The sequence below is a fragment of the Streptomyces tubercidicus genome, from assembly GCF_027497495.1.
GTDB classification, from domain to species: Bacteria; Actinomycetota; Actinomycetes; order Streptomycetales; family Streptomycetaceae; genus Streptomyces; species Streptomyces tubercidicus.
Map to the genome: position 1 here is coordinate 6,424,542 of NZ_CP114205.1, position 22,626 is coordinate 6,447,167.

The following is a 22,626-nucleotide window of genomic DNA, read 5'->3' on the forward strand; positions in this document are numbered from 1 at the left end:
CCCCGGCGCGCGGGGATCAGTCCTCCTGGGGCGCCGGGGCGGCGGCCGTCAGCTCCGCAAGCAGCTCTTCCTCGGAGGCGCCACGGCGCCAGTAGCCGGTGAACTTGACGGCCCTGCGGTCGAACCCGCGCTCGCGGACCAGGTGCCTGCGCACCGCCTTGACGGTGCCGGACTCACCGGCGATCCAGGCGTACGGCGTGCCCTCGGGAAGCTCGGCGGCGCGCAGGGCGTCGAGCACCGGCTCGCTGCCCGCGGCGGTCGCCCCGTCCCGGACGAGCCAGGTGATGTCGGCGTCGGCGAAGGACGACAGCTGCTGCCGGTCGTCCTCGTGCGCGATCTCGATCCAGACCTTGGCCTGGGTGCCGGGGGAGAGCCAGGACAGGATGCCGGCGATGGCGGGCAGCGCCGTCTCGTCGCCGGTGATCAGGATCCAGTCGGTGCCGGACGGCGGCCGGAAGTCGACACCGCCGTTGTCCTCGACGGCCGGGGCGAGGACGGTCAGCCGGTCGCCGGGCCGGGCATGGGCGGCCCAGCGGGAGGCGGGGCCGCCGGCCAGCGGAGAGGCGCCCGGCCCGGCACCGTGCAGCGCGAAGTCGACATCGAACTCCCGGGGCTCATGGCGCTGTTCGCGGATGGTGTACGAGCGCATCACCGCCCGCTCGGCCGGATCCTGCGCCCGCCAGGCGGTGTACCAGCCGTCGCCGGTGTCGTGGAAGACCGGCCGGTCCTGGTGGGGCTGCGGGAGAAAGAGCTTGAAACGCTGGTCACGACCGCCGGAGGCCAGCTCGGCCAGCCGTTCACCGCCGAAGGTGACCCGCACCACGGAGGGGCTCAGCCGTCGGGTCCGTATGACGTGGACGTCGAAGAAGCGGAACGGCGCGGTGGCGGGGGCGGCGGTCGTGGTCATGTGGGGGACCTCCCGGGACGGTACGGGGACTTGGCGGGGACTGTGCGGTCTGGTGGTGCGGTGGCTTTCAGTTCTGCGGTGGCCTTGGGTGGCGCGGGCTTCGAGTGGCGCGCGGGCTACCGGTGGTGCGCGGGCGTTCAGGTGCTGAGGTGCCGAGGTGCTGACGTGCCCGAGGTGCCCGAGGTGCCCGAGGTGCGTGGGTGCCGCGGTGGACCGTGGCGGCCGGGGTGGTGCTGCGGCCGGTGCCCGGCGATCCACCGTGGCCGTATGTCACGTGGCCTTCTTGGCGCCCTCGATGGCCTTGGCGAGCGACTCGATGAGCGGGGCGGCGCCCGCGTAGGAGAAGCGCGGCTCGCTCGACCACGGGGTGATCTGGTCGGCCTTGACGGCGGGCAGCTTGGACCAGGAGGGCTTGGCCGCCAGGTCCTTGGGCTGGAGGGTGGCGGTCCGGTTGTCCAGCAGGAGGACATCCGCCTTGTACTTGTCGGCGTTCTCCCAGCTCAGGCTCTCGAAGTAGCCGCCCTTGTCCAGCTTGTCGGGGACGATCAGATCCACGCCGAGGGACTTGTAGTACATGAGGTCGGCGTTGATGCCGGGGTTGGACGCGTAGAAGAGGTCCGGGCTGCCGGAGCAGGCGAGCACCTTGACCGGGTGGGACTTGGCAGCCTTGCGCAGCGCCTCGGATGCCTTCTCGAAGCGGGCCTTGGCGTCGGTGACCTTCTTGGCCTGGAGGTCGGCGCCGAGCGACTTCGCCAACTCGGCGTAGCGCTCGATGATTTTGAGGAGCGAGACCCGCGACGAGGTGATGGCGACGGTCTTCGCCAGCGGGGTGATCTTGTCCTTGCTGTCGTCCGGTACGAACCACAGCGCGCCCGGCTCGTACATGTTCGTGACCAGCAGATCGGGGCGCAGGGACGCGTACTTCTCGACGTTGAACTGGTTGTAGGCGTTGCCGATGATGGTGACCTTGTCGATGTCCAGGTCACCGGCCTGCGGATCGGCCTTGCCGTTCTTGAGCTTGGTGGGGCCGAAGACGCCGACGATCTGGTCGTCGATCCCGAAGTCGTGCAGTGCGGCGGCGGTGCCGGTGAAGGCGACGATACGCTGCGGGGTGTTCTTGAGGGAGACCTTCTGCTTACGGTCGTCGGTGAAGGACCAAGGGCCGGTGTCGGCGCCCTTGTTGGCACCCTCCGAGCCCTTGCCTCCGCCGCATGCGGCCAGCAGGGCGCCGATGCCGACGGCACCACCCGCGGCCAGGATGCCGCGACGGGACGGAGTGACGTTTCGGGAGGGGCTCATGTTCGGTGCACTTCTCTCTGGGAGGGACCGCGAATCGAATGTGAGGGTAGGCTAACCTAAGTATCGTGTTGGTTGACAGTCCCCCCGAAGCGGCAACGGCTCCGGATTCCGTGACACCCCGGCGGCGCCCTCTCCTGCGCTCCGCGGGGCTGCTGGTCTCCGTCGCCGTACTGGCCGTCATCGTCGTCCTCGGCATCGCCGTCGGCGCGAAACAGATCCCCCTCGACCAGGTGTGGCACGGGGTGTTCCACTACTCCGGCTCCGATACCGACGTGGTCATCCGCGATGTCCGGGTCCCGCGCACCCTGCTCGGCCTGATCGTCGGCGCCGCGCTCGGCCTGGCCGGCACGGTCATGCAGGCGCTGACCCGAAACCCCCTGGCGGACCCCGGAGTTCTCGGCATCAACGCCGGTGCCTCGGCCGCCGTCGTCTCCGCCATCAGCTTCTTCGGCATCACTTCGCTGACCGGCTATGTGTGGTTCGCCTTCGCGGGCGCCGCGGTGGTCAATGTCGCGGTCTACGCCCTCGGCGGCACCCGCGGCGCCACGCCCGTACGGCTCGCCCTGGCCGGCACCGCGCTGACCGCCGTCCTCGTCGGCTACATCAACGCCGTCAATCTGATGGACACCGCGGCGCTGGACAAGATGCGCTTCTGGACGGTGGGTTCGCTGGCCTCGGCCACCCTGCCGACGGTCACCGCGATCGCGCCGTTCCTCGCGGTGGGCGGCGTCCTCGCGCTGCTGATCGCCCGGCCGCTGAACGCCATCGCGCTCGGCGACGACCAGGCGCGGGCGCTGGGCGCCCGGCTGACCCGCACCCGGGTGATGGCGATGCTCGCCGTCACCCTGCTGTGCGGCGGGGCGACCGCCGCCTGTGGCCCGATCGTCTATGTGGGCCTGATGGTTCCGCATGCCGTACGGGCCATCACCGGACCCGATATGCGCTGGATCCTGCCGTACTCCGCGGTGCTCTCGCCGGTCCTGCTGCTCGGCGCGGATGTCCTCGGCCGGGTCGTGGCCCGGCCCGGCGAGCTCCAGGTCGGCATCGTCACGGCCGTCCTCGGCGGACCGGTCTTCATCTATCTCGTACGACGTCGGAGGATGGCCCAGCTGTGAGCGCGACGATGAAGTCCGGGGAGGATGCCGGGGCCGGGGCCGGGGCCGGGAAGGGCCGGGCGGGCGCGGTCCGGCGGGTACGGGCGGTGCGCACCAGGGGCGGCCTCTCGCTGCGTCTGGACCTGCGCGCCGCGGTGGTGGGACTGCTGCTGCTGGCCGTCGCACTGGCCGTTGCCGTCGCGCTCGTCGGTTCCGGCGACTACCCGATGACGCCGGGCGAGGTGCTCGCCTCCCTGACCGGCGGCGGAGACCCCGGCCAGCAGTACATCGTGCAGGAACTGCGGCTGCCGCGGGTGCTGGTGGGCCTGTTGGTCGGCGTCGCGTTCGGGATCTCCGGGGCGGTCTTCCAGACCGTCTCCCGTAACCCGCTGGGCAGTCCGGACGTCCTCGGCTTCGCCCAGGGCTCGTCCGTCGGCGCCCTGATCGCCATCGTCTACTTCCAGGCCGGGGCCTTCGGGGTCGCGGCCGGAGCGGTGGCCGGCGGGGTGGGCACCGGTATCGCCATCTTCCTGCTCGCCTGGAAGCAAGGCATCCACGGCTACCGCTTCGTGCTCGTCGGCATCGGCGCGAGCGCCATGCTCTACGCGATGGTGCTCTTCCTCATGACCAAGGCGAACATCGTCGAGGCGACCCGGGCCACCACCTGGATGACCGGCTCCCTCAACGGCCGTGACTGGGACCAGGTCCAGCCGCTGGCCGCCCTCTGCGCCGTCCTCGTCCCGCTGCTGCTGTTCTACGGGCGGCCGCTGCGCATGCTGGAGATGGGCGATGACGCCGCGTACGCGCTCGGCGTACGGGTCGACCGGGTCCGGATCGTCGTGCTGCTGGCGGCCGTGGTGCTCGTCGCCGCCGCCACCGCGGCGGCCGGGCCGATCTCCTTCGTCGCGCTCACCGCACCCCAGTTGGCCCGCCGGATGACCCTCCCGCGGTGGCTCAAGGGCGGGGGCGGCGCTCCCATGCCCGGTCCCAATCTGGTGCTGTCCGCCCTCATGGGTGCCGTGTTGCTGGTCGCCGCCGACTGGGCGACACAGCGGCTCTTCGGCGCCGACCAGCTGCCGGTGGGCGTGCTCACCGGCGTCCTCGGCGGCGGCTATCTGCTGTGGCTGCTGGCCACGGAGCGCAAGGCGGGGCGGGTATGAGGGAGCGAACGGGGCTGAGCGGCCGGGCGACGGTCCGGCCGGCGGCCGACGACGGTGCGGCCGGCAGCGGGCCGGCCAACAGCAGTGACACGACAACCCCAGGAGTTCCGAAGTGAGCCGTCTTACGGCCGAGAACGTCACCCTCGCCTACGACCAGCGGGTCATCGCCGAGAACCTCTCGGTCGCCATCCCCGACCACTCCTTCACGGTCATCGTCGGCCCGAACGCCTGCGGTAAGTCCACGCTGCTGCGCGCACTCTCGCGGATGCTCAAACCGGCCGGCGGATCGGTCCTGCTCGACGGCGCGGCGATCTCCTCGCTGCCGGCCAAGAAGGTCGCCAGGACGCTCGGACTGCTGCCCCAGTCCTCCATCGCCCCGGACGGGATCACCGTCTCGGATCTGGTGGCCCGCGGCCGCTATCCGCACCAGGGGCTGCTGCGGCAGTGGTCGCCGGAGGACGAGCGGATCGTCGAGGAGTCGATGGCGGCCACCGGCGTCGGCGAGCTGGCCGACCGCTACGTCGACGAACTGTCCGGCGGGCAGCGGCAGCGGGTGTGGATCGCGATGGCACTCGCCCAGCAGACGCCACTGTTCCTGCTGGACGAGCCGACGACCTACCTGGACATCCAGCATCAGATCGAGGTGCTGGACCTGTGCGCGGAACTCCACGAGGAGCAGGGACGCACACTGGTCGCGGTGCTGCACGACCTCAATCACGCGGCCCGTTACGCGACGCACCTCATCGCCATGAAGGACGGCGCGGTCATCGCCGAGGGCGCCCCCGCCGACATCGTCACGGCCGACCTGGTGGAGCAGGTCTTCGGTCTCGGCTGCCAGATCATCGACGACCCGGAGACGGGCACCCCCTTGGTCGTCCCGGCGGCCCGCAAGCGGCGCAATGGCTCGGCAGGGGGGCGGACGTTGGAGGGGACGGCGTCTGCGGAGGGGGAAGATGCCATTGCGGAGGCGGACGGGGCCTCTGTGGGAGTGGAAAAGTCGCCTGTGGACGGGACAGAGGCGTCTGCGGGAGTGGAAAAGTCGCCTGTGGGGACGGAAGCTGTGGGGGCGGAAGAGGCCGCTGCGGGGGTGGGCCGAAGGGGCGGCCGGTAGAGGCAGGGTGCGGGACCGCGGGGCCGTGGGGCCGTGGGGGCCGCGGTCGGCGGAGCGCGGCCGGCGGGCTGCCGCTACAGCAGCGTTCGGAGGCGCAGCAGGTCGCGCAGGCCGGCCTCCAGCTTGACGCGACCGCTGCCCCACGCCTTGGCGAAGTTCAGCTCTCCGTCCACCAGGGCCACCAGGTCGTCCCCGGCCATGGACAGCCGGATATCGGCCTTGTGCGGCGGCGGGCCGGGAACGTGGGTCACCTCCCGGATGGTGCCGTCGGCCAGCCGCCCGACGAAGGTCACATCGAGGTCCGTGATGCGGCAGCTGAGCGAGCGGTCGAACGTGGCGGCCTGCCGGACGCTGCCGTCGGCCGAGGACAGGTTCTGGGCCAGCCGGTCGAGAGCGGCGCGGCACTGGTCGAGGGTTGCCATCCCGGACGACGATACGCCAGGTCGGGGACGTCTCGTTCCTCCTCGACCGGCCTCGCCGAGGTAGCGTCGGGGACATGGAAGAGCCGACATCCGGCCCGGAGCCGGAGGCGACCGCGAAAGCCGCGAAGGCCGCGCCAGGGGAACCTGTGGGTCCCATGGAACCTGGGGATCCCGCGGAACCTGGGGATCCCACGGAAGCCGCAGCGCCCGGAGAGGTCGGGGAGCCCGGGAAGCCTAGGGAGCCCGGGGTGTCCGGAGAAGCCGGAGAAGCCGGGGCGTCCGGGGAGCCCGGGGCGCCCACGGGGACCGGAGAGCTCGCGGCGACCGGGCCGCACGAGGACAGCGGAGACGTGAGCACCGCGGGAGGCCTGCTGTCCGGTTCAGTCGGGCAGGGCGGCGCCGCCGACGCCGAGCCGGGTGGCCAGGGTCAGTCGGACACCGCGGCCGAGCCGGACGGCCACGACCGGCCGGATGCCGCAGCTGATCCCGGCGGCCAGGGGCGGCCGGGCACCGCGGCTGATCCCAGCGGCCAGCACCGGCCGGACACCGCAGCCGACCCGGAGGGCCCCGCCGGGCCGCAGCCGATCGGGGTGGGCGTGACGCCGACCGGCGAGGGCGCGGTGGATGCCGGGCTGCGGCGCCTCGCCGATGCCGACCACCTCCCCGTGAGCGAGCACCGCCAGGTGTACGAGGATGTGCATCGTGGGCTGCGCGATGTGCTGGCCGGTCTCGACCAGCACCCCGGGCCGCCCGCCCCTTCCTCGACGACGCACGACAACAGGAGCTGAACCACAGGTGGCAGGAGTGGCACGACGCCGACTCGACGCGGAGCTGGTGCGCCGCAAGCTGGCCCGTTCCCGTGAGCACGCGAGCCAGCTGATCGCCGCGGGCCGGGTGACCGTCGGCGGGGCGACCGCGTCCAAAGCGGCCACCCAGGTGGAGACCAGCGCCGCCGTGGTCGTCCGCGAGGACGAGAGCGACCCCGACTATGTCTCGCGCGGCGGACACAAGCTCGCCGGTGCGTTCGCCGCCTTCGTCCCGCTCGGCCTGAAGATCGAGGGCCGCCGGGCGCTGGACGCGGGCGCCTCGACCGGTGGCTTCACCGATGTCCTGCTGCGGGCCGGCGCCCGTCATGTCGTGGCCGTCGATGTCGGATACGGACAGCTCGCCTGGTCCCTCCAGAGCGACGAGCGGGTCACCGTGAAGGACCGCACCAACGTACGCGAATTGACCCTGGAACAGATCGACTCGGAGCCCGTCGACCTCGTCGTCGGCGATCTCTCCTTCATCCCGTTGGGGCTCGTCCTGCCCGCACTGGCCCGTTGTGCGGCGCCCGACGCGGATCTGGTGCTGATGGTCAAGCCGCAGTTCGAGGTCGGCAAGGAGCGGCTGGGCAGCGGCGGAGTGGTGCGCAGCGCGGAGCTGCGGGCCGAGGCCGTACGCGCGGTGGCGAGCCGGGCCGCCGAACTGGAATTTGGCGTACTTGGCGTAACTGCGAGCCCACTGCCTGGACCTTCCGGGAATGTCGAGTACTTTCTGTGGCTGCGCGCCGGGGCGCCTGCACTCGACCCGGCGGATGTCGACCGTGCAGTGGCGGAGGGGCCTCGTTGACCACTACCCAGGCAGTTGAAGGCAGCGCAGCACACGAGAACAGCGGAGCTGGGCGGACGGTATTCCTGCTCGCACACACGGGCCGTCCCGCGGCCATCCGCAGCGCCGAACTCGTGGTCCAGGGGCTTCTGCGCAGCGGCATCGGGGTGCGGGTGCTGGCGGAGGAGGCGGCGGATCTGCCGCTGCCGTCGTCGGTGCAGCGCGTCGACTCCGAGCAGTGCGCCGCCGAGGGCTGCGAACTCCTGGTGGTCCTGGGCGGGGACGGCACGCTGCTGCGCGGCGCGGACTTCGCCAGGACGTCCGGGGTCCCGATGCTCGGCGTCAACCTCGGCCGGGTCGGGTTCCTCGCGGAGGCCGAGCGCGATGACCTCGACAAGGTCGTCGACCGGGTCGTCACCCGGGCGTACGAGGTCGAGGAGCGGATGACGCTCGATGTCCTCGTCCGCAACAACGGCAATGTCGTCCACACCGATTGGGCCCTGAACGAGGCGTCGGTGGAGAAGGCCGCGCGGGAGCGGATGCTGGAGGTGGTGACCGAGGTCGACGGCCGGCCCGTCTCGCGCTTCGGCGGCGACGGTGTGGTCTGCGCGACCCCGACCGGTTCGACCGCATACGCCTTCTCGGCCGGCGGGCCGGTGGTCTGGCCCGAGGTCGAGGCCCTGCTGATGGTCCCGATCAGTGCCCACGCCCTGTTCGCCAAGCCGCTGGTCACCTCGCCGCGTTCCGTACTGGCGGTCGAGGTCCAACCCAAGACGCCGCACGGCATTCTGTGGTGCGACGGCCGCCGCAGCGTCGAACTCCCCGCCGGCGCCCGCGTCGAGGTCCGCCGCGGCGCCGTACCCGTACGTCTGGCCCGTCTGCACCATGCCTCCTTCACGGATCGTCTGGTCGCCAAGTTCGCCCTCCCCGTGGCGGGGTGGCGGGGGGCGCCGCAGTAAGGGCTGTCCGGTGCGCCCGCGTGGCCACCGGTTCGGGAGACAGCGGCTTGGGAGACAGTGGGTCGGGAGGAAGCGGGTGCCGATCGCGCGGAGCGTCGCGAAGCCGCGGCGCTGCCGGGCGACGGCCCGTCCCCTCGTCCAGGCGCTCGCGAATATCGACATATGGCTCCGTCCGCGAAGTCGAGTGACGGCCGTGCCCGCCGCGGCGCCGCGGGCCGTCTTCGCCCGGCCCGCGGCGGATGGCAGGGCCTCCGCGCGGGCCGCGATGAGCAGCCTCATCGAAGCGCCGGCACGCGCCACCGCACCCCGCGTGACCACCGCTGACTTGCTGATTGCGGGCCGGTGACCGCACCGCCCCGCATCCCTCGATTCGCTGGACATGAGCACACCTTTCGTTCCGGACTGTGATCAGCGTGACAGCTGAGCGTGATCACGCACCATGCGGAATCCCCCCGTTTTTCGGTGCGGTTTTCCGCAGGGTCGGCGGCAGGAGTGAGGGGAGGCCGTCGCGGGGTGCCCCCTGGACCTCGTAAGGTCGTATCCGTGTTGGAGGAGATGCGGATCCGGTCCCTGGGTGTCATTGACGACGCCGTTGTCGAGCTGTCCCCCGGCTTCACGGCGGTGACCGGCGAGACAGGCGCGGGCAAGACCATGGTCGTCACCAGCCTCGGCCTGCTGCTCGGCGGGCGCGCCGACCCCGCCCTGGTCCGGATCGGCGCCAAATCGGCGGTGGTGGAGGGCAGGATCGGCATCGGTCCCCGGACCCCCGCCGCGGTACGGGCCGAGGAGGCCGGTGCGGAGCTGGACGACGGGGCGCTGTTGATCAGCCGCACGGTCTCCGCGGAGGGCCGTTCACGCGCACACGTGGGAGGCCGTTCCGCACCGGTCGGCCTCCTGGCGGAGTTGGCCGACGACCTGGTCGCCGTACACGGCCAGACCGACCAGCAGGGCCTGCTGCGGCCGGCCCGCCAGCGCCAGGCCCTGGACCGCTACGCCGGAGACACGGTCGCGGTCCCGCTGGCCAAGTACACCGCCGCCCACCGCCGGCTGCGCGCCGTCGCCACCGAGCTGGACGAGCTGACGACACGGGCCCGTGAACGCTCGCAGGAAGCCGATCTGCTGCGCTTCGGCCTCGACGAGATCGCGGCGGCCGAGCCCCAGCCCGGCGAGGACACCGAACTCGCCGCCGAGGCGGAGCGGCTCGGCCACGCCGAGGCACTGGCCTCCGCCGCGACCCTCGCGCACGCCGCGCTGGCCGGCAATCCCGAGGACCCCGAGGGCGTCGACGCCACCACACTGGTCGCCGGCGCCCATCGTGCGCTGGAGGCCGTACGCAGCCACGACCGGGAGCTCGCCGGGCTGGCCGAGCGGATCGGCGAGATCGGCATCCTGATGGCGGACGTGGCGGGCGAGCTGGCCGGATACGCGGACGGCCTGGACGCCGACCCGTTGCGGCTCGCCGCCGTCGAGGAGCGCCGCGCCGCGCTGAACCATCTGACCCGCAAGTACGGCCAGGACATCGCGGCAGTGCTGGCCTGGGCGGAGGAGAGCGCCGCCCGGCTCGCCGAACTGGACGGCGACGACGACCGGATCGGCGAGCTGACCGCCGAGCGGGACGCTCTCCGCGCAGAACTGGGCGAACTGGCACAAACGTTGACCGATGCCCGTACGGCCTCGGCGAAGCGTTTCGCCGAGGCGGTCACCGCCGAACTCGCCGAACTGGCCATGCCGCACGCCCGGGTAACCGTCGAGATCCGCCAGACCGAGGTCGCCGAGGACGCCGACGGCATCGAGGTCGGCGGCCGTACGGTGGCCTACGGACCGGCCGGCGCCGATGAGGTCGAACTCCTTCTGGCCCCCCACCCGGGCGCCCCGCCCCGGCCGATCGCCAAGGGGGCATCCGGCGGTGAGCTCTCCCGGGTGATGCTCGCCGTGGAGGTGGTCTTCGCCGGCTCCGACCCCGTACCGACCTACCTTTTCGACGAGGTCGACGCGGGGGTCGGCGGCAAGGCGGCCGTCGAGGTCGGCAGACGGCTGGCCAGGCTTGCGAAGTCGGCGCAGGTCGTGGTCGTCACGCACCTCCCGCAGGTCGCGGCGTTCGCGGACCGCCAGCTGCTGGTGGCGAAGACGAACGACGGCTCGGTCACCAGAAGCGGCGTCAAGGTCCTGGAAGGCGAGGAGCGGATCCGCGAACTCTCCCGGATGCTGGCCGGCCAGGAGGACTCCGAAACGGCCCGCGCGCATGCCGAGGAGCTGCTGGAGACGGCGCGTACGGGCAACTAGGAAGTTCGCGAGTGCCCGGGGTACCGCCCTTCTCCCGCCTGCCACAGGATGCCGGGCTCGTCGTTCTCCGCGTGACCGGGCTTCGCCCGCCTCTAGGGTGACCCGAGTCGAGCACACAGGGTGCCGGGCGAGGGGAGCGACATGGTGGCGGTGGCAGGCAGTAGGGCGTCGGGGCGAATTTCGGCGCTCCTGGGGGCGGCAGGGGCGACCCGCGCCGCGTACTCGGTGCTCAGGAAGCGGCCGCCGGGCGGTGCCGTCCTGTGGGAGCGGAAGAATTACGCCGGCCGGATCGTGGACCTGCACGCGGGTCTCGCCACGGCCACCGGTACCGCCCTCGCGGCCGCCACCGCACCGGGGCTGCCCGCCCGGACCCGCGCCGCCGGGGCGCTGGCGGTCCTGGCCGCCGGGGCTTGTGGTGCGTACGACGACGTGTTCGGTGCCAGTGATCCACGCCGCGGATTCCGGGCCCACCTCTCTGCCCTGCGGCACAAGGAGGTCACCACTGGGGCGGTGAAGCTGTTCGGGATCGGTGCCGCCGGGCTCGCCGCCGGTACCCTCCTCAAGGAGCGACCGGCCGACAAATTGCTGGCAGGCGTGGTGATCGCGGGCTCGGCACATCTGGTCAATCTCCTGGACGTCCGGCCGGGCCGGGCGGCCGGCGCCGTACTGGCCATCGGCGCACCGGGGTTGCTGCGCCGCGGTCCGGCGGGCGTGCTGTCCGCCGCGCCCATGGGCGCCGTGGCTGCCGTCCTCGGCGACGACGTAGGGGAGCGCACGATGATCGGGGACGCCGGGGCGCACGCCCTCGGTGCGGCGCTCGGTCTCGCCATCGTCACGGGCAACGGCCGCCGGGGCCTGGCCGCGCACGCCGCCGGACTGATCGCCGCCGCAGCGGCAGGAGACCGCGTCAGCCGCGCGGCCGCGGCGTTCTGAGTCTGGATGCATGCCTGTTGAGGGCCGGCCGACGGGGCCGGCCGTGCGCGGGCGCCTCGTGAGAGAGCGCCGCCCGTCGTCCGGAGAAGCGGGCGCCTCGCAGGCGGCCCGGCTGCCTCCCGCCGCGTGCCCTGCGCCCCGGCCGGCTGCGGTCCGTACACGGGAGAAGCCTGGCCCTGCGGCAGCCCTGGCCTCGGCAGGCCCGGCACGGCCTCTGCAGACTCGGCCCAGTGGCCCCGGCCCCGGCACCGCAGGCTCGGCCTAGGAAGGCCCGGCCCGGAAAGCCCGCCCACGGGAGGCTCTTCGGAACGCCTCACCTACACCCGCCCACCCCCCGAAGGGGGGTGGGCGGCGGGGAAAACTTCTACCCATCGCGCGCCTTGCCCCACGGACTGCCCACGGGAACCGCCCACGGACCGGCCACCGGCCGCCCACGGACAGCCCACCGCCCACTGGCTGCCCGCCGGCCGTTCACGCACCGCGCACCGGCCCCTGGCGCCCACCAACCGCTCACTGCTCACCGACCCCCACCGACCGTTCCCGGAGCCCACCAACCCCCCAAGGCCCGCCCACGAACCCACCCCACCGAAATGCCACCGGCGCAGGCCACCCCCCCCCGAGCCGCCACGAGCCAAACCCAGACAAGACAGCTATTCCCGCCAGCGCCCCCTCCCACATCAACGCCCTATCCAGCCAAACACCGAGCCCGCCCCGACCGACGGCGCACGCGCCCTCCACCACCGCGCGAGGCGCACTCCGGGGAGTGGAGTCACCCTCACGAGCCATGAACCCGCGCGGGCGGTTTGTCGCCCATGTGGGTGATCTGGTGGGCGCTGGGGTGAGACTTCCCACCGGAACGGCGGCCGGACGGTGCCGATTTGACCTCGCCGGGCTGGCATCCTGGGCGCGGTGCGAGCCCCGGGTCCGCTCGCCGCGTCCCGCCCGTATGCCGGGCAGGCAGGTGGTGGCCGGACGCGCGCCGCAGCAGAGCGGACCGATCCGCCGGTACGTCCCCACCCGCCCCCGACCCAGGAGCCCGACCACGTGACCAGCACCCCGACCTCGGCGCACGGGCTGTCGCCGCTGCGCACGGTCCAGGTGCTCGGGCACGGCAGCGCCGGCAGCGCGGCACATGTCCGGTCGCTGGCCGAAGGGCTGGTCGCGCGCGGTGTGCGGGTGTCCGTCTGTGCCACGCCGGAGACCGAGGAGGCCTACGACTTCACCGGGGCGGGCGCGCGCTTCGTACAGGTCCCTCCGCGGATGGATCCGGCGAGTGTCGCCGTGCTGCGCAGCGCCTGTTGGGACGCCGACCTCGTCCATGCGCACGGACTGCGGGCCGGACTGCGGGCCTCCATGGCGTTGCGCGGACTCCGCGGTCCACGGGGCGGGCGGCGGGTCCCCCTGGTCATCACCTGGCACACGAAGGCGCACACCGAGGGTGCGCGCGCCGGGGTCGTGCATCTGATGGAGCGGCGGGTGGCACGGGCCGCCGCCGTGGTTCTCGGCGCCTGTTCCGACCTTGTGGACCGGGCGCGCGAGCGGGGCGCCCGTGATGCACGGCTTGCGCCGGTCGCGATTCCGCGCCCCCGGTCCGGCGGCACACCGGACGAGCTGGAGGACCACGACCGCAGGCGCCACAAGGAACGGGCCGAACTGGGCGCGGTCGACCGCCCGTTGCTGCTCGCGGTGGGCCGTCTCGATCCGAACCAGGGCCATGACCTGCTGCTGGACGCGGCGCACGCCTGGTGCGCGCTCGACCCGCAGCCGCTGGTCGCCATCGCGGGGGAGGGCGACCAGCGATCCGCGCTGCAGCGTCGGATCGACAGCGAGCAGCTGCCCGTCCAGTTGCTCGGCCGCCGTGACGACGTGCCCGAACTGCTCGCCGCCGCCGATCTGGTGGTGTTGCCCAGCCGGTGGGAGGCGCGCTCGCTGATCGCCCAGGAGGCACTGCGCGCCGGGGTGCCGCTGGTCGCCACCGACACCGGAGGCACCCGCGAACTGGTCGGCCGGGCCGCGGAACTGGTCCGCTACGGGGACGCCGCCGCCCTGGCCCGTACGGTTCTCGCGCTCCTGGCCGACCCCGCGCGGCGGGACGCGCTCGCCGCGGCGGGCCGCGCCCAGGCGGCCGGCTGGCCCAGCGAGAACGACACCGTCACCCAGGTCCTCAGCGTCTACGACGAGTTGACCCAGCCGATTCAGCCGGTCTAGCCGAGGCGGCGCCGCCAGCCGCCTCGTCTCCGCTCCCCACGCTCCGATCGTTCGACCTCGTCCACCACACAGCCCCTACGGCTTGTCCGTGTGGCGGCGGGCGCGCAGGGCCAGTCGCAGGCCCAGGACGGTCTGCGGGTCGTCCAGGTCCGTGCCGAGCAGCTGCGCGATGCGGGCCAGCCGGTCGTACAGAGTCTGGCGGTTCACATTCAGGTCGCGGGCGGTCTCCGCCTTGCGGCCCGCGCTGGCCAGGTATGCCTCCAGGGTCGGCAGCAGCGGCTGACGGGCGGCACGGTCATGGGCCAGCAGCGGCCCGATGGCGCGCTCAACGAAGTCGGTGAGCACGCCCTGTTCGCCGTGTTCGCGCATCCGCCACAGCAACAGCTCGATATCCAGCCGACGCGCGTCGTACCAGGGCTGTTCCGGCAGGCCCTGGGCCGCGGCGGCCGCCTCCGCCGCGTGCTGCAGGCCGGGCCCCGCCGCCGCCCAGTCACCCGGCGTACCGACGACGACCACCGGGCGGTGCGCGGCCGGCCGGTCCAGGCCCGCGCGGACGACCCCGGCGCGCAGGGCCTCGGCGATCCGATCGGCGAGCGCATCACGTTCCTGGCCCGCGCGCAGCGCCACCAGTATCGGGACCCGGCCCTCCACCGGGCGCACGCCGAGCAGTACGGGCACCCCGGGGGCGGCGAGTTCCTCGCGCAGGGCCTGGGCGAGCAGCGCCCAGCTGCCGGGGGAAGGAAGACCCGCCGGCAGCCGCATCACCACCGGGAAGACGGGGTCGGTGCCGGGGCGGAAGCCCAGCAGCCGGGCCTGTGCGGGGGCCTCGGTCGCGGAGATCCGGCCCTCCGCCAGGTCGGCCAGGAAGTCGCCGCGCCCCCGGGCGGCGAGCACTTCCTCCTGGCGGGACTGGAGCATGACGACCGCGAGCAGATCGGCGGCGCGTTCGCCGACGATCCGGTGCACCGGCGCCAAGGGGGCGTTGACCGGCAGCAGGACGAGACGGGCGCGGACCGCGTCGGGGCCGTGGCCGCCGCCCGGCACATCGACCCGGAGGCCGGTGTCCCGCAGGCCCTCCCAGGCCAGCAGCGGGTCGGCCTCCGCGGGGCCGTCGTCGTCGCCGTCCGGGCCCGCCGCATAGAGCGGGCTGCTGTCGGGGGCCTCCAGACAGAGCGGGTTGCCGGTGAAGACGGCCAGCAGCCGGAGCACCTCGGGGACGCCTCCGCCGCGCAGCAGTACATCCGTGCAGCGCCGCAGGATCTCGTCGGCGCGCCGCAGCAGCGCGTAGTGGCTGTTGATGATCTCGGTGTGGATCGCCTCGGTGACCGTGACGTACGGGACCTCGCGGTGCAGCTGGATCAGCGGCAGCCCGCAGTCCCGTGCGGCGTCGACCAGCGCGGTGGGCAGTGCGGCGAAACGGGAGCCGAGCTCCACGACGAGCGCGGCGATGTCGCGGTCCGCGAGCTTACGGATGAAGGCGCGCTGCTCGGACGGCCGGGCCCCCAGCCCGAGCCCGGTGGTCAGCAGCAGCTCGCCGCCCTTGAGCAGCGAGGCGATATGCGGGACCTCGCCCGCATGCACCCAGCGGACCGCCCGGTCCAGCCGGTCCTCGCCGGCCAGCACCTCCGGCAGACCGCGGCGCAGCGCGGGCAGCTCCAGCGCCCTGCGTACCGTGACCTCGGCTTCGATCTTCGCTTCCTGCCCCATGGCGAGGACGGTACCCGTAGTCGGCGATCCGGAGCTTCGCGGTCCGGATCGCCGTGCCGTATGGCGCCGCGCCTTCTGGGCCTGGGCCATCGTCGAGGTCCTTCGCCACACCGGCATGCGCATCGAGGAGGCGTTGGAGCTCGCCCACCACAGCTTCGTCGCCTACCAGCTGCCCACCACCGGCGAGATCGTGCCGATGCTGCAAGTCGCCCCGTCCAAGCTCGACCAGGAGCGGCTGCTGCTGGTCTCGCCAGAACTCGGCGAGGTGCTGACAGCGATCACCATCGCGTCCGGCGCGGGCAGCAGACCATGCCCCTGGTCGCCGCCTACGACAGTCTGGAACGGCTCTGGAGTGCGCCGATGCCGTTCCTCCTCCAGCGCCGCTGCGGCCCGGAGGACCGAGCGATCCCGCGCAACTACATCTACACCTGCCTCAACGACGCCCTCGCCGCCAGCAGGCTGACCGGGCCCGGCGATGAGCAGCTGCGATACACGCCGCACGACTTCCGGAGAATCTTCGTGACCGACGCCCTACGCTCCGGCCTGCCCCCGCACATCGCCGCCCGCATCTGTGGTCATCGGATGGTCGACACGACTCTCGGCTATGCCGCGATCTATCCCGAGGACGTCATCAACCACCACCGGTCCTTCATCGCCCGCCGCCGGTCACTGCGGCCCAGTGAGGAGTACCGCGAGCCCACCGCGCAGGAATGGCAGGACTTCCTGGCCCACTTCGAGCTGCGGAAGGTCGCTCTGGGCGTCTGTGCACGCGACTTCGGCACCCCCTGTGTCCATGAATACGCCTGCATCCGCTGCCCTGTCCTGCGGCCCGATCCCGAGCAGATGCCCAGATTGGAGGAGATCCACGCGAACCTGCTCGACCGGCTCCAGCAGGCCAAGGAACAAGGCTGGCTCGGCGAGGTCGCCGCGACCGAGGCCGGCCTCGCCGCCGCCGAGCAGAAGCTCGCCGCCATGCGCGACCTCGCGGCCCGGCACACCACCGTCCACCTGGGCATGCCCGATCTTCGTGGCGTCGTCGCGCGCATCGACTCCGAGCAGCGAAACGAGGATGCGAAAGGGCAGGCCCGAGCACTACAACGAGGGGATGACCGTCTTCCTCTGTTCCAAGTGCGGCACCGCGATCACACCGGAACTGGCCGAGCTTGCCGCCATCCGTGACGCCTCAGACGACGAGCGCGACCGGGACAAGGAGACACGCCGGGCGCCTTCCACCGTTCCGCGGGGCCACTACGCGATCGATCCCGAGCCGTGGGGACCTCCCTACGTCGCGCAGGACGATCAGGAGGACCCGAAGCCAGCTCAGTCGCGCGGACCCGTGGTCTGCCGTGAAGAAGGCTTCGTCGTCTCGGCCGGTAGCCGACACACAGTGCTGGTGCACCCTGATGACGCCGCCAGCCTTCAGCCACTGCCCAACTGGGAGAACAGCAGTGGGTGCTGCGGACCGACAGGTGACGAGGGACTCAACCGGGCCTGTCCCTGCGGCGCTCCGGTCGCGACCCTCGCGGCTGACTGTTTCGGGCCCTTCGAACTGCACCTCGACCCCGTCCGGACCTACGCGTTCTCCCAGTAAGACCGCGAAGCGCGCGGACGACGTGCACGACATGCCCGACGGAACCCGTCCACCAACTTCTTCACGACTACTTTCCGTGGTGAACGACGGCCCGCAGGCGGACCCGCCGCCGAGCTGGGCTAGTTCGGATAAGACCAGCTCGGCGCGCTCGGCCTGGTCCTCAACGCCATCGTGCTGTGGACCACGAAGTACATCGACGCCGCCGTCGCCCAGCTTCACGCCGAAGGCCACGAGATCAGAGACGAGGACATCGCCCGCCTGTCGCCGCTCAAGCACCGCAACCTGAACCTGCTCGGCCGCTACAGCTTCACCGCCTCCACCCCGGCCGCCGGCGCCCTGCGCCCGCTGCGCGACCCGGACGCCCCAGAACTGGACGAAGACGACGACGGCGGGCAGGAGTGAGTATCAGGAGCCGATCGGATCAATCCGTGACGGGCAGGCACTCGGCGAGCAGGGCGACGATGTCACGCCAGGCTCGCTGTGCGTGCCGTGGGTGGTAGCCGACGCCGGGACGCACGGTGTGGTCGACCGATGGGTGGTGGAAGGCGTGAAGGGCTCCTCCGTAGACCACGAGGCGCCAGTCGACGCCCGCGGCCTGCATCTCTGCGGTGAACGCCTCCCGTTGCACGGGCGGCATGATGGGGTCTTCCGACCCGACCCCGGCCCATACCGGGCAGCGAATGCGTGCCGCCTCGCCCGGTCGGCCCGTGGTCAGTGCGTTGACTGTCCCAATCGCGCGCAGGTCGACGCCATCGCGACCGAGTTCCAGTGCGACTGCGCCCCCGGTGCCGTAGCCGACGGCGGCGGTCCGGTCGGGGTCGGCCCGTGATTCGGCACGCAACACGTTGAGCGCGGCGTGACCGATTCCTCGCATGCGGTCGGGATCGGCGAGCAGCGGCATGCAACGGGCCAACATTTCCTCTGGGTCGTCCAAATAGCGTCCGCCGTGGAGGTCGAAGGCCAGCGCCACGTACCCCAGCTCGGCCAGAGCCTCGGCCCGCCGGCGCTCGACATCGCTGAGCCCCGTCCCCTCGGGGCCGATCAGGACTGCGGGCCGGCGCTCGGCACCGGCCGGGAGCGCGAGGTATCCGATCATCGTCAGGTTGTCGGCCGGGTATTCGACCGTACGGGTTGTTACCGTCGTCATGCGACTGGACGGTAATGACCGTTGCGCCCGCTCGGGGTGGTGTTCACCGATGGCAGACAGCAGCCTGTCCCGACTACATCACCCGGACGCGTCGTCCGCCTGTCGTCAAACGATCGAATGACGACAGGGGCGGCGTGCGTCCAATGAACCCAGTGATTCCGGGATCTGACGACGGCTCCGATCCCATGAGATCCGATGGCGATTGGCGACAGGGTTAGATGACACCCGAGGTCCGATGCGCCGACAGGAGCGGGGAACAGCGCGGCCAAAATCGTCTACAAGAGACCGACCAGCAGTCGACTGACCGGCAGAACCTCGTCCTGGACGAGGCCGGGATCGAGGACCCGGTGCCCGCACCGCCGTTGACCACCCGGGACACCGTGGCGCGGGAGACGCCGGCGAGTGCCGCGACCGCCTCCAGCGTCGCCGCGGCCGTACGGCTCAGACACCATTCAGCTCCATCGACTCCGTTGCCTCCATTCAACTCCTTCCTGAGCGCGATGACTTGACGGTCTTTCATCGAGTCGGCAGGGTGCACAGCGCAGGACATGAGAGCGCTCTCGGCCCCGACGGCCCCATCGGAATCCTCGCGCCCCTCATCGCACTCCTCACGCCGCCATCGAAGCTCGACGCGCCCCCATCGGCCTCCTCACGCCCCACCGCACCGAGGAGTGAGTGTCATGAGCATGAGAGCCGGGTCCCGGACGCCGGACGGTCTCCGCCCTTCGGTCTCTGCCCCTCGCTCTCCGCCCGCCGCCCCGCCGAGGCCGTACGGGCCGGACCGCGCCCCCCAACGGGCACACCCCCCGCTAACGGGCACACCCCCCACCCCCACGGGCACACCACCCCACAAGGAGCCCCCTCGTGATCACTCGCCGCAGTCTGCTCGGCGGTCTCGCCGCCGGCGCCGCAGCCGCCGCCACCTCCGGATTCGCCCTGGCCGGCCGTGCGTACGGCGCGCCCGCCCCGGCCGCAGCACCCCGCGGGCCCGCCCGTTCCGCCGCCGGAATGCCCCTGCACCTCGTCAACAACTCCGGCGCCTACGCCAACTCCTCGGTCTGGATCTACCTCGTCGGCAATGACGGCACCCGGCAGGTGCACGTCACCCCCGACGGTGAACTCAAGCCCGTGGCCCTGGCCGACAACGGCTCCGACGGCTTCACCGACTACGCCATACCGCTCGCCGCGAGCGGCACCACGACCCTCCAGCTGCCGCAGATGTCCGGCCGGATCTACGCCGCGCTCGGCAGCAAGCTCAAGTTCAAGGCGGTCGAGGACGGCAACGGCAGGGCCGCGCTCGCCTACCCGGCGGGCTGGGTCGCCGGCGACCCCAACTACGACGTGCTGCACGATTGCGCCGAGTTCACTTACAACTCCGGCGGGATGTACTGCAACACCACCATGGTCGACATGTTCAGCGTGCCGCTCGCGCTCCAGCTCTCCGGCGCCAAGGAACAGACCACCGGCACGCTCAAGGACGGCGCCCGCGCCAGGATCTTCGCCGACGTCAAGGCCGCCGAGGGCTTCGACCGGCTGGTCATCGGCGACCGGCGGGTGATCGCCCCTGGTCACGGCCTGGACAGCGGCCTGTTCGCCGGGGACTACTTCGCCCCCGCCGTCGACGAGGCATGGTCCGCCTACGCGGCCAAGGACCTGTCCGTCACCACGAACGCGGGTACCTTCACCGGCCGGGTCCGCGACGGCAAACTCGTCTTCACCGTCCCCGAGGGCCTCAAGGGCGAGCGTGGCGCCCCCACCGGCACGGTCTCCTTCGACAAGCCGTCCACCCGCGATGTCCTCTTCTGCGACGGCACCCTCGCCGCCCCCAATGACGGGACCCGCGGCCCGGTCGCCGCCGTCCTGGGCGCCGCCCTCAACCGCTCCACCCTCACCTCACACACCGCCCAGCCCACCACCGACCCGGCCACCTTCTACGGGGGGCGGCTGACCAACCACTACGCCAAGGCCATGCACGCCGCCACCAAAGACGGCAGGGCCTACGGCTTCGCCTTCGACGACGTCGCCGGCTTCGCCTCCTACATCGAGGACCCCGCCCCGAAGGAACTCACCCTCACCCTGACCCCGTTCTGACAAAGCAACGTGGTGCCACCCACATCCGGGCGGCACCACAGAACGCCGGGCGGTTGGCGCCCCGGAGGGGGCGCTAACCCCCGTAAGCCCCACTAGCCGTAAGCCGCAGCGCCGTGTCGATCAGCGGGACATGGCTGAACGCCTGCGGGAAGTTGCCCACCTGGCGCCGGGCCTTGGGGTCCCACTCCTCGGCGAGCAGGCCCAGGTCGTTGCGGAGCGAGAGCAGCTTCTCGAAGAGTGTGCGGGCCTCGTCGACCCGGCCGATCATCGCGAGGTCGTCGGCGAGCCAGAACGAGCAGGCGAGGAAGGCGCCTTCCTCGCCCTCCAGGCCGTCCACGCCGAGGTCGTCCGCGCCGGATGTCGGGTAGCGCAGCACGAAGCCGTCCTCGGTGGACAGCTCGCGCTGGATCGCCTCGATGGTGCCGATGACGCGCTTGTCGTCCGGCGGCAGGAAGCCCATCTGCGGGATCAGCAGCAGTGAGGCGTCCAGTTCCTGGGAGCCGTAGGACTGGGTGAAGGTGTTGCGCTCCTTGTCGTAACCCTTCTCGCAGACGTCGCGGTGGATGGTCTCGCGCAGGTCCTTCCAGCGTTCCAGCGGGCCGTCGACGTCCCCGGACTCGATCAGCTTGACCGTGCGGTCGACCGCGACCCAGGTCATGACCTTGGAGTGCACGAAGTGCCGACGCGGGCCGCGGACCTCCCAGATGCCCTCGTCCGGCTCGTCCCAGTGCTTCTCCACCCACTGGATCAGCTTGAGCTGGAGCAGCGAGGCGTAGTCGTTGCGGGCCAGGCCCGTCATGTGGGCCAGGTGCAGCGCCTCGGTGACCTCGCCGTAGACATCGAGCTGGAGTTGTCCGGCGGCGCCGTTGCCGACCCGTACGGGGCGGGAGTTCTCGTAGCCGGGAAGCCAGGTGAGCTCGTTCTCGCCCAACTCCCGTTCGCCGGCGATGCCGTACATGATCTGAAGGTTCTCCGGATCGCCGGCCACCGCCCGCAGCAGCCACTCCCGCCAGGCCCGCGCCTCCTCGCGGTAGCCGGTGCGCAGCAGGGAGGACAGCGTGATCGCGGCGTCCCGCAGCCAGGTGAAGCGGTAGTCCCAGTTACGGACGCCGCCCAGGCACTCCGGCAGCGAGGTCGTCGGCGCCGCCACGATCCCGCCGGTCGGCGCGTACGTCAGCGCCTTCAGCGTGATCAGCGAGCGCACCACCGCGTCCCGGTAGGGGCCGTGGTACGTGCAGTGCTCGACCCACTCGCGCCAGAACTCCTCGGTGGCCTCCAGCGACCCCTCCGGGTCGGCCACCGCCGGCGGCTGCTTGTGCGAGGGCTCCCAGCTGATGGTGAACGCGATCCGCTCACCCGGCGAGACGGTGAAGTCGGAGTAGGTCGTCAGGTCCTTGCCGTACGTCTCCGCCTCGGTGTCCAGCCACACCGAATCGGGGCCCGCGACCGCGACCGTACGGTCGTCGATCTTGTGCACCCAGGGCACGACCCAGCCGTACGAGAACCGCATCCGCAGCGCCGAGCGCATCGGGACCCGGCCGCTGACGCCCTCCACGATGCGGATCAGCTGCGGCGCCCCGTCACGGGGCGGCATGAAGTCGATCACGCGGACGGTGCCGCGCGGGGTGTCCCACTCCGATTCCAGGACGAGCGAATCGCCCCGGTAGCGACGGCGGTCGGCCGGCGCGGACCGGCCCCCGGGACCGTTGACCGGCCCCATCCGCCAGAATCCGTGCTCCTCCGTGCCCAGCAGCCCCGCAAAGACCGCCGGGGAGTCGAAGCGGGGCAGGCACAGCCAGTCCACCGTGCCGTCCCGGCACACTAGAGCGGCGGTTTGCATATCGCCGATAAGTGCGTAGTCCTCGATGCGCCCGGCCACGTGCATCTCCCGTCGAACTGGAGTCACGCCCCCCATGGGACGTATGTATTGGTCCGTCCTGCCCATGAAACGTCGCCGAGCAGCGGGACCGGAAATCGGGCTGGGGGCACTCCCCCGGCTACCGCTGGGGGACCCCCACCCAGCGGTAGCTGGGGGAGGGTGGTGCCTTCCCGGACGGCTCGGGTGGTGCCTTCCCGGACGGCTCGTAGCGAGTGTCCGAGCAGGATACGACGCAGGTGGGTGAT

At 71.9% G+C, this 22,626-nt stretch carries 18 protein-coding genes and 2 pseudogenes; 13 read left to right on the forward strand and 7 right to left on the reverse strand.

The window, feature by feature from the left end:
* Positions 1-16 precede the first annotated feature (16 nt).
* On the reverse strand, positions 17-907 hold the full coding sequence (locus tag STRTU_RS28045) for a siderophore-interacting protein (protein ID WP_159747406.1): 891 nt from the start codon (positions 905-907) through the stop codon (positions 17-19).
* Positions 908-1,177: 270 nt separating this feature from the next.
* Positions 1,178-2,206 carry an ABC transporter substrate-binding protein gene (locus STRTU_RS28050; protein WP_159747407.1) on the reverse strand — a complete coding sequence of 343 codons (1,029 nt, stop codon included), beginning with the start codon at positions 2,204-2,206 and terminating at the stop codon, positions 1,178-1,180.
* Between the two features lie 65 nt (positions 2,207-2,271).
* Here STRTU_RS28050 and STRTU_RS28055 point away from each other — a divergent pair, with 65 nt between their 5' ends.
* The 3 genes from STRTU_RS28055 (at position 2,272) to STRTU_RS28065 (ending at position 5,571) form a co-directional block, all read left to right on the forward strand.
* The gene (locus STRTU_RS28055; protein WP_371873686.1) at positions 2,272-3,321 is read left to right on the forward strand and encodes a FecCD family ABC transporter permease; all 1,050 of its coding nucleotides are present in this window, start codon (positions 2,272-2,274) and stop codon (positions 3,319-3,321) included.
* Positions 3,318-4,460 (forward strand): FecCD family ABC transporter permease, encoded by a 1,143-nt coding sequence (locus STRTU_RS28060; protein ID WP_159747408.1) that lies wholly within the window; start codon positions 3,318-3,320, stop codon positions 4,458-4,460. Before STRTU_RS28055 ends, STRTU_RS28060 begins: the two co-directional genes overlap by 4 nt.
* Positions 4,461-4,572: 112 nt before the next feature.
* The gene (locus STRTU_RS28065) at positions 4,573-5,571 is read left to right on the forward strand and encodes an ABC transporter ATP-binding protein (RefSeq protein ID WP_167539273.1); all 999 of its coding nucleotides are present in this window, start codon (positions 4,573-4,575) and stop codon (positions 5,569-5,571) included.
* 74 nt (positions 5,572-5,645) lie between these two features.
* Here STRTU_RS28065 and STRTU_RS28070 read toward each other — a convergent pair whose 3' ends face one another.
* Entirely contained in the window at positions 5,646-5,993 is a 348-nt protein-coding gene (locus STRTU_RS28070) for an SCP2 sterol-binding domain-containing protein (RefSeq protein ID WP_159747409.1), read from the reverse strand.
* A 350-nt stretch (positions 5,994-6,343) separates the two neighbouring features.
* Between STRTU_RS28070 and STRTU_RS28075 the strand changes: the two genes are divergently transcribed.
* The 6 genes from STRTU_RS28075 to STRTU_RS28100 all read left to right on the forward strand — a co-directional run bounded on the left by STRTU_RS28075 (position 6,344) and on the right by STRTU_RS28100 (position 13,966).
* Entirely contained in the window at positions 6,344-6,781 is a 438-nt protein-coding gene (locus tag STRTU_RS28075) for a hypothetical protein (protein ID WP_246241481.1), read from the forward strand.
* 7 nt (positions 6,782-6,788) lie between these two features.
* On the forward strand, positions 6,789-7,604 hold the full coding sequence (locus tag STRTU_RS28080; RefSeq protein WP_159747410.1) for a TlyA family RNA methyltransferase: 816 nt from the start codon (positions 6,789-6,791) through the stop codon (positions 7,602-7,604).
* Entirely contained in the window at positions 7,601-8,542 is a 942-nt protein-coding gene (locus tag STRTU_RS28085) for an NAD kinase (RefSeq protein ID WP_159747411.1), read from the forward strand. The genes STRTU_RS28080 and STRTU_RS28085 overlap by 4 nt, the downstream gene beginning before the upstream one ends.
* A gap of 555 nt (positions 8,543-9,097) precedes the next feature.
* Positions 9,098-10,825 (forward strand): DNA repair protein RecN, encoded by a 1,728-nt coding sequence (gene recN / locus STRTU_RS28090; RefSeq protein ID WP_159749634.1) that lies wholly within the window; start codon positions 9,098-9,100, stop codon positions 10,823-10,825.
* Between the two features lie 141 nt (positions 10,826-10,966).
* On the forward strand, positions 10,967-11,758 hold the full coding sequence (locus tag STRTU_RS28095) for a hypothetical protein (protein ID WP_159747412.1): 792 nt from the start codon (positions 10,967-10,969) through the stop codon (positions 11,756-11,758).
* Positions 11,759-12,802: 1,044 nt separating this feature from the next.
* Entirely contained in the window at positions 12,803-13,966 is a 1,164-nt protein-coding gene (locus tag STRTU_RS28100; RefSeq protein WP_159747413.1) for a glycosyltransferase family 4 protein, read from the forward strand.
* Positions 13,967-14,041: 75 nt separating this feature from the next.
* On the opposite strand, the gene STRTU_RS28105 is transcribed toward STRTU_RS28100, so the two are convergent.
* Entirely contained in the window at positions 14,042-15,673 is a 1,632-nt protein-coding gene (locus tag STRTU_RS28105; RefSeq protein WP_159747414.1) for a PucR family transcriptional regulator, read from the reverse strand.
* Between STRTU_RS28105 and STRTU_RS28110 the strand changes: the two genes are divergently transcribed.
* The 3 genes and pseudogenes from STRTU_RS28110 to STRTU_RS28120 all read left to right on the forward strand — a co-directional run.
* Positions 15,672-16,136 carry a hypothetical protein gene (locus STRTU_RS28110; RefSeq protein ID WP_159747415.1) on the forward strand — a complete coding sequence of 155 codons (465 nt, stop codon included), beginning with the start codon at positions 15,672-15,674 and terminating at the stop codon, positions 16,134-16,136. The two genes, STRTU_RS28105 and STRTU_RS28110, sit on opposite strands and share 2 nt — an antisense overlap.
* Positions 16,034-16,852, forward strand: coding sequence for a site-specific integrase (locus STRTU_RS28115; RefSeq protein WP_246241482.1), 819 nt, complete (start codon positions 16,034-16,036; stop codon positions 16,850-16,852). The genes STRTU_RS28110 and STRTU_RS28115 overlap by 103 nt, the downstream gene beginning before the upstream one ends.
* Before the next feature lie 544 nt (positions 16,853-17,396).
* Positions 17,397-17,666, forward strand: a pseudogene (locus STRTU_RS28120) (Tn3 family transposase); the annotation flags it as partial.
* A gap of 19 nt (positions 17,667-17,685) precedes the next feature.
* Here STRTU_RS28120 and STRTU_RS28125 read toward each other — a convergent pair.
* Positions 17,686-18,411 carry a dienelactone hydrolase family protein gene (locus tag STRTU_RS28125; RefSeq protein WP_159747417.1) on the reverse strand — a complete coding sequence of 242 codons (726 nt, stop codon included), beginning with the start codon at positions 18,409-18,411 and terminating at the stop codon, positions 17,686-17,688.
* A gap of 313 nt (positions 18,412-18,724) precedes the next feature.
* Positions 18,725-18,856, reverse strand: a pseudogene (locus STRTU_RS36200) (LacI family DNA-binding transcriptional regulator); the annotation flags it as partial.
* A 419-nt stretch (positions 18,857-19,275) separates the two neighbouring features.
* Here STRTU_RS36200 and STRTU_RS28130 point away from each other — a divergent pair.
* On the forward strand, positions 19,276-20,502 hold the full coding sequence (locus STRTU_RS28130) for a beta-1,3-glucanase family protein (RefSeq protein WP_159747418.1): 1,227 nt from the start codon (positions 19,276-19,278) through the stop codon (positions 20,500-20,502).
* A gap of 73 nt (positions 20,503-20,575) precedes the next feature.
* On the opposite strand, the gene STRTU_RS28135 is transcribed toward STRTU_RS28130, so the two are convergent.
* Positions 20,576-22,387, reverse strand: coding sequence for a glycoside hydrolase family 15 protein (locus tag STRTU_RS28135; protein ID WP_159749636.1), 1,812 nt, complete (start codon positions 22,385-22,387; stop codon positions 20,576-20,578).
* Positions 22,388-22,626 lie beyond the last annotated feature (239 nt).